The organism is Streptomyces sp. NBC_01454 (genome assembly GCF_036227565.1).
Lineage (GTDB): Bacteria > Actinomycetota > Actinomycetes > Streptomycetales > Streptomycetaceae > Streptomyces.
The window spans coordinates 226,024-241,125 of record NZ_CP109460.1 but is presented as its reverse complement, the minus strand read 5'-3'; the positions used below and the strand labels follow the sequence as shown (position 1 = coordinate 241,125).

Genomic DNA, 15,102 nt, shown 5'->3' with positions numbered 1-15,102 from the left:
TTGAAGGGCTGACGCTACATGGACAACGAGGACAAGCTCCGCGACTACCTCAAGCGGGTCACCACGGACCTGCGGCAGACCCGCCGCAGGCTGCAGGAGGTGGAGTCGCGGGAGCACGATCCCCTCGCGATCGTCGCCATGGCCTGCCGCTTCCCGGGAGGAGTGGCCTCTCCGGAGGAACTGTGGCGGCTGGTGGCCGAAGGCACCGACGCCATCGGGCCCATGCCGACCGACCGCGGCTGGGACGTGGACAAGCTGTACGACCCGGACCCCGACCGGGCCGGTAGCAGCTACGTCCGCCAGGGCGGCTTTCTCTATGACGCCGCGGAGTTCGACGCCGGCTTCTTCGAGATTTCCCCGCGCGAGGCCCTCGCGATGGACCCGCAGCAGCGGCTCCTCCTGGAGACCTCGTGGGAGGTCTTCGAGCGCGCGGGCATCGACCCGACATCGGTACGCGGCAGCGGCGCCGGCGTCTTCGTCGGGTCCAGCAACCAGGGCTACGCCGCTGCCGCCGACGGGAGCACCGCCCCCGAGGGCGTCGAGGGCCATCTGCTGACCGGAGGCTCGGCAGCCGTGCTCTCCGGCCGGCTCGCCTACAGCTTCGGGCTGGAGGGGCCGGCCGTCACCGTCGACACCATGTGCTCGTCCTCGCTGGTCGCCCTGCATCTCGCCATCCAGGCGCTGCGGCACGGCGAGTGCGAGATGGCGCTCGCCTGCGGAGCGACCGTGATGTCCTCGTCACGGAACTTCGTGGAGTTCAGCCGGCAGCGGGGACTCGCACGCGACGGCCGCTGCAAGCCGTTCGCCGCGGCCGCCGACGGCACCGCATGGGGCGAAGGTGTCGGCGTCCTGCTCCTGGAACGCCTGTCGGAGGCCCGCCGCAACGGCCACCCGGTACTGGCGGTGATCCGCGGCAGCGCCGTCAACCAGGACGGCGCCTCGAACGGTCTGACCGCACCCAACGGTCCCTCGCAGCAGCGGGTGATCCGCGCCGCGCTGGCCAATGCGGGTCTGTCGGGCGGCGAGGTGGACGTGGTGGAGGCGCACGGTACGGGTACGTCCTTGGGCGATCCGATCGAGGCGCAGGCGTTGCTGGCCACGTACGGGCAGGAGCGGGAGGCGGACCGGCCGCTGTGGCTCGGCTCGCTCAAGTCGAACATCGGGCATGCGCAGGCCGCCTCCGGCATCGCCGGAGTGATGAAGATGGTCCAGGCGATACGCCATGGCGTCCTGCCCGCGACGCTCCATGTCGACGCGCCCTCACCGCATGTCGACTGGTCGACGGGGAACGTCCGTCTGCTCACCGACGAGACGGCATGGCCCGAGACCGAAGCACCCAGGCGCGCCGGTGTCTCGTCCTTCGGCGGCAGCGGCACCAACGCCCATGTCCTGCTCGAACAGGCACCGGCGGAGGAACCGGCCGACGAACAGCCCGCAGAGGACGCTCCCGCAGAGCACGCTCCCGCGGCGGCCGCTCCCGCAGCGGACGCGGCGCCCGTCGCGCTGCCCTGGGTGGTCTCCGGGCGATCCGCGACGGCCTTGCGCGCGCAGGCAGACCGACTGGCGTCGTGGGCGGAGACCGCCGGACAGCCGCCGGCGGACACGGCGCATGCGCTGGTGGCCTCGCGTGCGGCCCTGGAGCACCGGGCCGTGGTGGTGGGATCCGACCAGAACGCACTGGTCGCCGGACTGCGTGCGGTGGCGGAGGGCGAGACACCCGCCGGTGCGGTGGTCGGCGACGCGGGAGTCCTGGAGGGCGACGTCGATGTGGTGTTCGTCTTCCCGGGGCAGGGGTCGCAGTGGATGGGCATGGCGGTGGAGTTGCTGGACTCCTCGCCGGTGTTCGCAAGCCGGTTCGCGGAGTGTGAGGCGGCGCTGGAGTCGTTCACCGACTGGTCGTTGAGTGGTGTGTTGCGGGGGGCCGAGGGGGCGCCGGGTCTGGACCGGGTGGATGTGGTTCAGCCGGTGTTGTGGGCGGTGATGGTGTCGTTGGCGGAGGTCTGGCGGGCCCATGGTGTGGAGCCGGCTGCGGTCGTCGGGCACAGTCAGGGGGAGATCGCGGCGGCCTGTGTCGCGGGGGCGTTGAGCTTGGAGGATGGCGCGCGGGTCGTGGCGTTGCGGAGCAAGGCCATCCGTGCGCTGTCCGGTCGCGGCGGGATGGTGTCGGTGGCCCTGCCGTCGTCCGAGGTCCCGGGCCTCGTCGAGGCGTGGAACGGTCGCATTTCGATGGCGGCTGTCAACGGCCCCACCTCCGTGGTGGTCTCCGGCGACGCGGATGCGCTCGATGAGCTGATGGACGTGTGCCGCGAGCGTGAGATCCGTGCGCGTCGAATCGACGTGGATTACGCCTCGCATTCGGCTCATGTGGAGTCGATTCGCGAGGAGCTGCTCGAGGTGTTGGCGCCGGTGGTGCCGAGGGCGTCCGGGGTGCCGTTCTTTTCGACGGTGAGGGGGGAGTGGCTGGACACGGCGGAGATGGGTGCCGGGTACTGGTTCACGAATCTGCGGCAGACGGTGCGGCTGGAGCCTGCGGTGCGTGCGCTGCTGGCGTCGGATCATCGGGTGTTTGTGGAGGTCAGTCCGCATCCGGTGCTGACGATGCCGGTGCAGGAGACCGCCGAGGCGGCGGGTGCGGATGCCGTGGTGACGGGGACCCTGCGCCGTGATGACGGTGGTCTGTCGCGGCTCTACACCTCCCTCGGTGAGCTGTATGTGAACGGTGTGGACGTCGACTGGTCGCCCGCCTTCGCCGCCACTCGTCGGGCCAAGGTCGTCGAGCTGCCCACCTATGCCTTCCAGCGTCGCCGATACTGGCTGGAGTCGGGTCAGCCGGCGGTGGCCGGTGTGGTGGATCCGGTGGAGGTGCGGTTCTGGGATTCGGTGGAGCGGGCGGATCTGGAGGGTCTGGCGGCGACGTTGGGTCTGGCGGATTCGGGTGCTTTGGGCGAGGTGTTGCCGGCGCTGTCGTCGTGGCGGCAGGGCCGGCAGCAGCGGAGCACCGTCGACAGCTGGCGCTACCGGATCGTCTGGCGGCCCCAACCCGAGCCGGAAGAGGACAAGTTGGCGGGTCCCTGGCTCGTCGTCGTGCCCGCCGACTACCTGGACAATGACCTCGTACGCGCCACTCTCCAGGGCATGGGGGACAACGGCGCCGAGACCGTGCTCCTCGTCCTGGAGGAGTCGACCACCGACCGTCAGGGCGTGGCCGACCAGCTGCGCAACTCCCTCACGACCGGCGCCCCCAGCGGCGTTGTCTCCTTCCTCGCCCTGGACGAGCGGTCCCTGACCGGGCACCCCGAGGTCACCGTGGGACTTGTCCAGTCCGTGTCCCTGATGCAGGCGCTCCTCGACGCCGCCGTCGAGGCTCCGCTGTGGCTGCTCACGACCGAGTCCGCCGCCACCGGTGCCGCCGGCGACGAGGTCCGGCACCCGCTCCAGGCAGCCGTGTGGGGCCTGGCCCGCGTGTTCGCCCTGGAGCACCCCAAGCAGTGGGGCGGCCTCGTCGACCTGCCCGCCGCGCTGGACGACCGTGCGGCGGCCCTGCTGTCCGGGGTCCTCGCCGCGGGCGGGGACGAGGACCAGCTCGCCCTCCGCGACTCCGCACTCCTCACCCGCCGGCTGACCCGTGCCCCACTGGACGGCGGCGAGCCGGCCACCCCCTGGCGCACCAGCGGAACCGCGCTGGTCACCGGCGGCACCGGTGGTCTGGGTGCGCACACCGCCCGGCTGCTTGCCCGTAACGGTGCCGAGCATCTGGTGCTGACCAGCCGGCGCGGCCCGGACGCACCGGGTGCGGCCGAACTCCGCGACGAGCTGGCCGAGTTGGGGGCTCGGGTCACCATCGCCGCTTGCGATGTGACGGACGCCGATGCGCTGGCCGAGCTGGTCGCCCAGGTCGAGTCCGACGGCCCCGCCATCCGCTCCGTCGTGCACACCGCCGGCGTCGGTCTGCTCGTGCCGCTCGCCGACACCACACTGGAGGAGTTCGCCGAGGGCGCCCGCGCCAAGCTGCTCGGTGCCCGCAACCTCGACGCGCTCTTCGACCGTGACGGACTGGACGCGTTCGTGCTGTACTCGTCCGTCGCCGGCACCTGGGGCAGCGGCGACCACGGGGCCTACGCCGCGTCGAACTCCTACGTCGACGCGCTCGCGGCACACCGGCGCGCCCGCGGTCTGACGGGTACCTCGATCGCCTGGGGCATCTGGAGCCCGGAAGGCGGCGGCATGGCCGTCGATGTCGTCCAGGAGCAACTGCGCTGGCGCGGCATCCCGTTCATGCCGGCGCACCTGGCCGTCCTGGGACTTCAGCAGGCGCTCGACCACGATGAGACGTTCCTCGCCGTGGCCGACATCGACTGGGAACGCTTCGTCCCCGTCTTCACCGCCGCGCACCGCCGCCCGCTGCTGCACGAGGTCCCGGAGGTACTGCGGGCACTGGAGGCCGATGAGGCCGACACGGACGCCGCCGAGAACACCTCCGAGTCGCTCCGCTCCCAGCTCGCCGGGCTGGTTCCCGCCGAACGTGAGCGGCAGGTCTCCGACCTCGTGCGCAAGCAGGTCGCGGCCGTACTCGGATACGCGGACACCTCGGAGGTCGAGGTCGGCCGGGCCTTCCGCGAGCTGGGCTTCGACTCCCTCACCGCGGTGGAGCTGCGCAACCGGCTCAACACGGCCACCGGACTGAAGCTCCCCGCCACCGTGGTCTTCGACCATCCGACCGTGAAGGCGCTCGCCGGGCATCTGGAGACCACGCTGGTCGGCCACGGTGCCGGTGGCGGCGCCGTGCTGCCCGTACGGGCCGCCGCCCCGGAAACCGTGGCCCCCGCCGCCCCGGCCGCGGACGACGCGATCGCGATCGTGTCCATGGCCTGCCGATACCCGGGCGGCGTGCAGTCGCCCGAGGACCTGTGGCAGCTGGTGCGGGACCGGACGGACGCGATCTCGGAGTTCCCCGCCGACCGTGGCTGGGACCTCGACGGGCTCTACGACCCGGACCCGGACCGCACCGGCACCTGCTACGTCCGCGAAGGCGGATTCCTCGACGCAGCCGGTGACTTCGACCCCGAGTTCTTCGGGATCTCGCCCCGCGAGGCCCTCGCCATGGACCCGCAGCAACGACTCCTCCTGGAGACTTCCTGGGAGGCGATCGAGCGCGGTGGCATCGACCCCAGGACGCTGCGGGGCACCCCGACCGGCGTCTTCTTCGGAGCCGCCTACCAGGGATACGGCAACGGCGAGGCTCCCGAAGGGCTGGAAGGGCACCTCATCACCGGAACGGTGACCAGCATCGCCTCCGGCCGCATCTCCTACACCCTCGGGCTGGAAGGCCCCGCGGTCACGCTGGACACCGGCTGCTCGTCCTCGCTGGTGTCGCTGCACCTGGCGGTGCAGGCGCTGCGCTCCGGGGAGTGCTCCCTGGCGATCGCCGGAGCCGCAGCCGTGATGAGCGAACCGATCGGCCTCGTGGGCTTCAGCCGGCAGCGGGGGCTGGCGCGGGACGGCCGGTGCAAGCCGTTCTCGGCGTCCGCCGACGGCATGGGCATGGCCGAAGGCGTCGGCGTCCTGCTGGTGGAACGGCTCTCGGACGCCCGCCGCAACGGCCACCGAGTGCTGGCGGTCGTCCGCGGCACGGCCGTCAACCAGGACGGTGCGTCGAACGGTCTGACCGCACCCAACGGTCTGTCCCAGCAGCGGGTGATCCGTGCCGCGCTGGCCAATGCGGGTCTGTCGGCCGGTGCGGTGGATGTGGTGGAGGCGCACGGTACGGGTACGTCGTTGGGCGATCCGATCGAGGCGCAGGCGTTGCTGGCCACGTACGGGCAGGAGCGGGAGGCGGACCGGCCGCTGTGGCTCGGCTCGGTCAAGTCGAACATCGGACACAGCCAGGCCGCCTCCGGAATGGCCGGTGTCATCAAGATGGTGCAGGCACTGCGCCATGGCGAAATGCCGGCGACGCTCCATGCCGACGAGCCGTCGCCGCATGTGGAGTGGTCGTCGGGCGCGGTGGAACTGCTCACCGAGGCCCGTCCGTGGACGCCGGAAGACGGCCGTCCGCGCCGCGCGGGCATCTCCTCGTTCGGCGTGAGCGGGACCAATGCGCATGTGATCGTGGAGCAGGTGGAGGCGGAAACGCAGGCGGAAAAGCAGGCGGAGGCGGAGGCGGAGCCGAGTGAGGGAGAGGCCGTCGCGCCGTCGTCGGCTTCGGGTGTGGTGGTTCCGTGGGTGGTGTCCGGGCGTTCCGCCGAGGCGTTGGTGGCGCAGGCGGAGCGGTTGGCATCGCGAGTGGTGGACAGCGACTGGTCGCCGGCTGAGGTGGGTTGGTCGCTGGTGGCGTCCCGGTCGTCGTTCGAGCACCGGGCGGTGGTCGTCGGCTCGGATATCGCTGAACTCACCACAAAGATAGGTGAGGTGAAGACCACCTCTCCGGTGGGCGACCCGGGCCGTACGGTATTCGTCTTCCCGGGGCAGGGGTCGCAGTGGATGGGCATGGCGGTGGAGTTGCTGGACTCCTCGCCGGTGTTCGCAAGCCGGTTGGCGGAGTGTGAGGCGGCGTTGGAGTCGTTCACCGACTGGTCGTTGAGTGGTGTGTTGCGGGGGGCCGAGGGGGCGCCGGGTCTGGACCGGGTGGATGTGGTCCAGCCGGTGTTGTGGGCGGTGATGGTGTCGTTGGCGGAGGTCTGGCGGGCTCATGGTGTGGAGCCGGCCGCGGTCATCGGTCATAGCCAGGGGGAGATTGCCGCGGCTTGTGTCGCCGGGGCGTTGACTCTGGAGGATGGCGCCCGGGTGGTGGCGTTGCGGAGCAAGGCCATCCGTGCGCTGTCCGGTCGCGGCGGGATGGTGTCGGTGGCCCTGCCGTCGTCCGAGGTCCCGGGCCTCGTCGAGGCGTGGAACGGTCGCATTTCGATGGCGGCTGTCAACGGCCCCACCTCCGTGGTGGTCTCCGGCGACGCGGATGCGCTCGATGAGCTGATGGACGTGTGCCGCGAGCGTGAGATCCGTGCGCGTCGAATCGACGTGGATTACGCCTCGCATTCGGCTCATGTGGAGTCGATTCGCGAGGAGCTGCTCGAGGTGTTGGCGCCGGTGGTGCCCAGGGCGTCCGGGGTGCCGTTCTTTTCGACGGTGAGGGGGGAGTGGCTGGACACGGCGGAGATGGGTGCCGGGTACTGGTTCACGAATCTGCGGCAGACGGTGCGGCTGGAGCCTGCGGTGCGTGCGCTGCTGGCGTCGGATCATCGGGTGTTTGTGGAGGTCAGTCCGCATCCGGTGCTGACGATGCCGGTGCAGGAGACCGCCGAGGCGGCAGAGGTCGAGGCGGTGGTGACGGGGACCCTGCGCCGTGATGACGGTGGTCTGTCGCGGCTCTACACCTCCCTCGGCGAGCTGTATGTGAACGGCGTGGAGGTGGACTGGTCCCCGGCCTTCGCCGCTCCCCGGCCCGCAGTCGTCGAGCTGCCCACCTACGCCTTCCAGCACCGCCGCTACTGGCTCGCCTCGCACAAGGCCGCGGCTGGTACGGCCACTTCGGGACCCGTCGATGCCGCAGATGCCCGTTTCTGGGAGACCATCGAGCGCGAGGACACGGACACCCTGGCCGAGACGCTCGGGCTGTCCGACGACGGTGCGCTGCGCGAGGTGCTGCCGGCGCTGTCGCTGTGGCACAAGCAGCGGCAGCAGCGGAGCACGGTCGACGGCTGGCGCTACCGGATCGTCTGGCGCCCCCAGCCGGAGCCCGAGCGCACCGACCTGGACGGTACCTGGCTGGTCGTCGTGCCGGAGGGCCACCAGGACTCCCCGGTGGCCGAGGGCGTCGTCCGCGCGCTGCGGTCGGGCGCCGCGGACATCAGGACCCTGGTCGTCGGTAGCGAGGACGCCGACCGCGAACGGCTCGCGGAGCGCTTGCGGGACGAGGCGGGGGCGGCCGGCGGGACGATCGCCGGGGTGCTGTCCCTCGCCGCGCTGGACGAGCGGCCGTGGATCGCCACCGAGTCCCTGCCGGCCGGGCTGGTGCTGATGACGTCGCTGCTGCAGGCGCTCGGTGCCGCCGGGATCGACGCGCCGCTGTGGTGTGCGACGCGTGGCGCGGTGTCGGTCAACCGGGCCGAGGCCGTCGGCCACCCGACGCAGGCGATGGCGTGGGGGCTGGGCCGGATCGCCGCCTTCGAATATCCGCAGCGGTGGGGCGGACTCGTCGATCTGCCGGGCGAGTTGGACGACCGGGCCGGGCGCCGGCTGGTCGCCCTGCTGGCGCAGGACCGGGGCGAGGACCAGGTGGCGCTGCGTGCTTCCGGTGTCTTCACCCGGCGGATGCTGCGGTCGCTCCCCGCGGACCGGCCGGCCGGTGAGGGCTGGCGGCCGCGCGGCACCGTCCTGGTCACCGGTGGTACGGGTGCGCTGGGCGGGCATCTCGCCCGCTGGCTCGCCCGCAACGGTGCCGAACACCTCGTACTCGTCAGCCGCCGGGGACCCGAGGCGCCGGGTGCCGACGCACTCGTCGAGGAACTTGCCGGGCTCGGGGCGCGGGCGACCGTGCGGGCGTGCGACGTCGGCGACCCGGCGGCGGTGACGGCTCTCCTGGGGAGCCTGCCGCCGGAGCAGCCGCTGACGGCCGTGGTGCACACCGCGGGCGTCCTCGACGACGGAGTGATCGACCAGCTCACCCCGGACCGCGCCGCGACGGTGTGGGAGCCCAAGGCGGGGGCGGCGTTCGCCCTGCACGAGGCGACCCGGCACCTGGACCTGTCGGCGTTCGTGCTCTTCTCGTCCATGGCGGGCACGCTCGGTGGGCCCGGCCAGGGCAGCTATGCGGCGGCGAACGCCTGCCTCGACGCACTCGCCCTGCAGCGCCGCGCCGAGGGACTGCCCGCCACCTCGATCGCCTGGGGCGCCTGGGGCGGCGGCGGTCTGGTGAGCGAGGAACTGGGCCTGCGGCTCCGCCGCGACGGCGTGCCGCCGATGGATCCCGACCTGGCCGTCTCCGCCCTGCAGAGGGCGCTGGACGAGGACGAGACGTTCCTGGTCGTCGCGGACGTCGACTGGCGCAAGGCTCCGGCCCGGCAGGTCGCCGCGGTCAGTGAGCTGCCCGAGGTCCGGGCGTCGGCCGGGGCGGACGCGGACGAGGCCACGGTGCGCGGCGACGCCGCGCCGCTCGTCGCGCGGCTGCGGGAACACGCACCGGCAGAGCGGCGCGCCGCGCTGCTGGACGAGGTCCGGGCCGCGGCCGCCGCCGTCCTCGGCTACGACCGCCCCGACGCCCTCCCCGCCGACCGGGCGTTCCGCGAGCTGGGCTATGACTCGCTGACCGCGGTCGAGCTGCGCAACCGGCTCGCCGAGGCGACGGGTCTGCGGCTGCCGGTCACCCTGGTGTTCGATCACCCGACGGCGACCGCGCTCACGGCCTTCCTCCACGACGGCCTCTTCGGCGCGGAGCCGGAGTCCGCGGACCGGGCCGCGGCCGCCGTTCCGGCCGATGACGATCCGGTCGTCATCGTCGGGATGAGCTGCCGCTACCCGGGGCAGGCCGATTCGCCCGAGGAGCTTTGGCGGCTGCTCGACGAGGGCACCGACGCCGTCTCGGGCTTCCCCACCAACCGGGGCTGGGACATCGAGCGGCTCTACGACCCGGACCCCGACAAGCCGGGCACCTTCTACGCCCGCGACGGCGGATTCCTCTACGACGCCGACCACTTCGACCCGGCGTTCTTCGGGATCTCGCCGCGTGAGGCGGTCGCCATCGACCCCCAGCAGCGGCTCCTCCTGGAGACCTCCTGGGAAGCGATCGAACGGGCCGGCATCGATCCGGAGGCGCTCCGGGGCACCGCGGCCGGCGTCTTCGTCGGTTCCAACTACAACGACTACGGCTCCCGGGCGCACACCGCCCCGGAGGGCATGGAGGGATATCTGGCGACGGGCAGCGCGAGCAGCGTCGCATCCGGCCGTATCGCCTACACCTTCGGGCTGGAGGGGCCGGCCGTCACGGTGGACACCGCGTGTTCGTCGTCGCTGGTCGCCCTGCATCTGGCGGCCCAGGCCCTGCGGTCCGGCGAATGCTCGTTGGCGCTTGCCGCCGGCGTGACCGTGATCTCGACGCCGCAGACCTTCATCGAATTCAGCAGGCAACGGGCGCTCGCTCCCGACGGTCGCTGCAAGGCGTTCTCGGCGGACGCCGACGGCGCCGGGTGGGCCGAGGGCGTCGGTGTCGTGCTGCTGGAACGGCTCTCCGAGGCCCGTCGGCGCGGGCACCCGGTGCTGGCCGTCGTCAAGGGCACGGCCGTCAACCAGGACGGTGCCTCCAACGGCCTGACCGCACCCAACGGGCCGGCCCAACAGCGCGTCATCCGCCAGGCGTTGGCCAATGCGGGCCTGGCCGCGGGCGACGTGGACGCCGTCGAGGCGCACGGGACCGGCACCCAGCTCGGCGACCCGATCGAAGCCCAGGCGCTCCTCGCCACCTACGGCCAGGAACGGCCCGCGGAACGCCCGTTGTGGCTCGGCTCGGTCAAGTCGAACATCGGCCACACCCAGGCCGCGGCCGGGGTCGCCGGCATCATCAAGATGGTGCAGGCGATGCGGCACGGCGTGCTGCCCCGCACCCTGCACGCCGCGCAGCCGTCGCCGCACATCGACTGGTCGGCGGGGAACGTGCGGCTGCTGAGTGAACCGCAGGAGTGGGCACCGGGCGACGGCCCGCGCCGGGCCGGCGTCTCCGCCTTCGGCATCAGCGGTACCAACGCGCATGTGATCCTGGAGGCGCCGGAGTCGGAGCCGGAGCCGGTGGCCGTCGAGTCCGGCGCCGCGCCGCAGGACCGTCTGCCGGAGGGCGCTGCCGCTCCGGCGGCCGTCGTCCCCTGGCTGCTGTCCGCACGGGGCACCACGGCCCTGCGGGCCCAGGCCCGGCGGCTGGCCGCACACCTCGCCCGCAACCCCGGGCTCGCGCCCGCCGATGTCGCACTGTCCCTGGCCACCTCGCGCACCGCATTCGAGGACCGGGCAGCCCTCACCGGCCGGGACACCGGTGAACTGACCGAGGCACTCCGGGCGTTCGCGAAGGGCCGGGAGCACCCGAGGGTCGCTGTCGGCCGCGCCCGCCCCGGAAAGCTGGCCTTCCTCTTCCCGGGGCAGGGATCGCAGCGCGCCGGGACCGGACGGGACCTCTACGCGACCCACGACGCCTTCGCCGACGCCCTGGACGCGGCCTGCGCACACCTCGACGGCCACCTCGACCGGCCCCTGCGCGAGGTGCTGTTCGCCGAGCCCGGCACGCCCGACGCGGAACTGTTCGACCGCACCGTCTACACCCAGGCCGGACTGTTCGCCCTCGAAGTGGCCCTGTTCCGGCTGCTCGAAAGCTACGGCGTGCACCCGGACCTGCTGCTCGGCCACTCGATCGGTGAACTGGCCGCCGCACACGTCGCCGGGGTGTTCTCCCTGGCCGACGCCTGCCGCCTGGTCGCCGCCCGCGGCCGGCTGATGCAGTCCCTGCCCGCCGGCGGCGCCATGGTGTCCGTCCAGGCAGCCGAGGAGGACGTCCTGCCACTGCTCGCGCCATACGAGGAGCGGGTCGTGATCGCGGCGGTCAACGGGCCGGCCGCCGTCGTCCTCAGCGGCGACGACGACGCCGTCACCGAGGTCGCCGGACAGCTGACCACCGCGGGCCACCGCACCAAGCGGCTGCGGGTCAGCCATGCCTTCCACTCCGCCCACATGGACGCGATGCTCGACGAATTCGCCTCCGTGGCGGCCGAGTTGGCCTACCAGCCGCCGGCCGTCCCCGTCGTGTCGAACGTCACGGGTCGCCCGGCCACGGCCGAGGAGCTGTGCAGCCCCTCCTACTGGGTGCGGCACGTACGGCAGGCGGTCCGGTTCCACGACGGGACCCGGACCCTGGAAGAACTGGGCGCCCGGACACTGCTCGACCTCGGGTCCGGGGTGCTGACCGCCATGGCGGACGAGTGCCTCACCACGGACGGGATCGCCCTCGGCGCGCTGCTGCGCCGCGACACCGACGAGGCGGAGTCGCTCACCACCGCCCTCGCCCAGCTGCATCTGCACGGCCACGGCCCGGACTGGGACCGCTACCTCACGCCCACGGGCGCCCGGCGGGTGCCGCTGCCGACCTACCCGTTCCAGCGGCAGCGGTACTGGCTGGAGGCCGGCACCGACCTGACGGACGTCTCCGCCGCGGGACTGGAGGCCGCCGGCCATCCGCTGCTCAGCGCGGCCGTGCCGCTCGCCGGTTCCGACGGCGCCCTGTTCACCGGGCTGCTCTCGGCGGGCCGCCAGCCGTGGCTGGCCGACCACGCCCTGGACGGCACGCTGCTCTTCCCCGGCACGGGATTCCTGGAACTGGCCCTCCAGGCCTGCGCCCGGACCGGCGCCGGCCACGTGGAGGAACTCACCCTGCAATCCCCGCTGGTGCTCCCGGAGGACGGCACCGTGCAGCTCCAGCTCACCGTCGGGGACCTGGACGCGACGGGCCGCCGCGCGCTGTCCGTGCACTCGCGCCCCGCGACCCGCCCGGAGGACGAGGAAGCGCCCTGGACCCGGCACGCCGAGGGCACCCTCGCCGACGGCCCGCCCGAGACCGGGATACCCGCCGACCTCACCGCCTGGCCCCCGCCCGGCGCCGAGCCGGTCGACGTCTCCGACCTCTACGCGCGCACCGCCGCCAACGGCTTCGCCTACGGCCCCGCGTTTCGAGGTCTGCACACCGCCTGGCGCCGGGGCGACGAGGTGTTCGCCGAGGTCGCCCTGCCCGAGCAGTACCGCGACAACGGCTTCGTGCTGCATCCGGCGCTGCTGGACGCCGCCCTGCACACCGTCGCCCTGGCCGCCCCCGACACCGAACGGGCCGTACTGCCGTTCAGCTTCCGGGCGGTCACCGCGGCACCGGCCGCCCACCCGGATACCCTGCGGGTCCGTCTCGTCCGGCAGCCCGACGACACCTACGCGGTGCAGCTGGCCGACGCGTCGGGCGCCCCGCTCGCCGCGATACCGGCGCTCGTCCTGCGGCCCGTTGACCCCGCCCAACTGGCCGCCGCCGCACCCAGGTCGGCCGACCTGTACCGGATGGACTGGGCGGACCTGGCGCTGCACGGGCATCCGGCCGAGCCGTACGCGGTCCTCGGCACGGACGGGCTACCGGAGCTGCCCGAGGGGCACGGCACCCGGTATGCGGAACTGTCCGCGCTGGCCGCGGCCGTCGACGCCGGGGCCGAGGTGCCCGCAACGGTCCTCGTCGGCTGCCCGCCGACCGGGGGCGACCCGGCCGAGGCCACCCGACGGGCCGTGCACCACGCCCTGGAGGTGGCGCAGGCCTGGCTGAACGACGAGCGGTTCAGCGCCTCGCGGCTGGTCCTGTGCACCCGCGACGCCGTGGCCGACCGGGCCGGCGCGCCGGTCTCCGGACTGCCGCAGTCCGCCGTCTGGGGCCTGGTCCGCACCGCCAAGGCCGAGAACCCGGGCCGCTTCGCCCTGCTCGACCACGACGGCACGGCACCCTCCGCGGCCGCGCTGCCGGCCGCCCTGGCGACCGGCGAACCCGAGATCGCCCTGCGCGCCGGCACCGCCCGGGTGCCGCGCCTGGTACGGGCCCGCGCGGCCGAGCCGTTCCGGGGCCTCGGCGCCGGCGGCACGGTACTGATCACCGGGGCCGGCGGCATGCTCGGCCGGCTCGTGGCCCGTCATCTGGTCACGGCCCACGGCGTGCGCGGCCTGCTGCTCGCCAGCCGTCGTGGGCGGACCGCGGACGGGATGCCCGAACTGGAGAAGGAGCTGCGCGAACTGGGCGCGGAGGTCGACATCGTCGCCTGCGACCTCGCCGACCGGGACAACACCGCCCGGCTGCTGGCGTCCGTACCGGCCGAACGCCCGCTCACCGCGGTCATCCACACCGCGGGCGTGCTCGACGACGGGGTGCTCGGTTCCCTGACGCCCGACCGCATGGACACCGTGCTGCGGGCCAAGACGGACGCCGTCCTCCACCTCGACGAGCTGACCCGCGACCTCGACCTCACGGCGTTCGTTCTGTTCTCCTCGCTCGCCGGAACCTTCGGCGGCGTCGGGCAGGGCAACTACGCGGCGGCCAACGCGTTCCTCGACGCCTTCGCCCATGCCCGCCGGGCAGCCGGCCGGCCCGCCGTCTCCCTCGCCTGGGGCCTGTGGGCCGAACGCAGCGGAATGACCACCAAGCTGGACGAGAGCGACCTGCACCGGATGGCCCGGGGCGGGGTGCGCCCCATGCCGTCGGACCAGGCGCTGGCGTTGCTCGATGCCGCACTCGCCGCGGACGAGGCGTTCCTCGTCCCGGCCAGGCTCGACCTGGCGGCGCTGCAGGCCGCGGCCGGGGAGGTGCCCGCGCTGCTGCGGTCGCTGACCGGGACGCGGCCCCGCACCCCGGCCGGCCGGCCGGGCCCCGCGCCCGCCGCCGACGCCGCACCGCTCGGCACCCGCCTCGCCGCGCTGCCCGAGCGGGACCGGCACCAGGCGGTGCTCGATGCCGTCCTGGGCCAGGCCGCGCTGGTCCTGGGCCATGACTCGGCCGACGCGATCGACCCCGAGCGCGGCTTCCTGGAGCTGGGCTTCGACTCGCTGACCGCCGTCGAGCTGCGCAACCGCCTCACCACCGTGACCGGGACCAGGCTGCCCGCGACCCTGCTGTTCGACTACCCGGAACCGGGCGCACTCGCCGACCACCTGCTCGGCAGGCTGGCCGCCGCGGTGGAACAGCAGCCGGCCGCCGGCGATCCTGCCTCCGGTCCGCTCGACGCGTGGGAGGCCCAGACCGAGCGGCTCATGGACGACGCCGCCGCCCGGGCGGCGCTGCGCAGCCGGCTCCAGGGCCTCATGGACCGGCTGGACAGCCTTCCCGAGGACCCGGACACCGCGTTGGAGAGCCGGCTGGACCAGGCGTCGGACGACGAGCTGTTCGACTTCATCGAGCAGGAACTCGGCGGATCATGACGCGCTGAGCGCCCGCACACCGGCTCCGGCCGCCCGACGAGGGCTGCCGGAGCCGGTCTCGTCCGGAGCACGTACCGGGGGCCACCGTCCGCGGGCCGCGCTCCCGCACAGCGCACCGCCGGACGCCTCGGCGGATGCCCG

At 73.3% G+C, this 15,102-nt stretch carries 1 protein-coding gene; it reads left to right on the top strand.

Annotated features, from left to right (window positions below; all coding sequences use genetic code 11):
• The first annotated feature begins 18 nt into the window (after positions 1-18).
• Positions 19-14,961: a type I polyketide synthase gene (locus OIU81_RS00635; protein WP_329141957.1), complete on the top strand. Its 14,943-nt coding sequence runs from the start codon at positions 19-21 to the stop codon at positions 14,959-14,961.
• Positions 14,962-15,102: the final 141 nt, after the last annotated feature.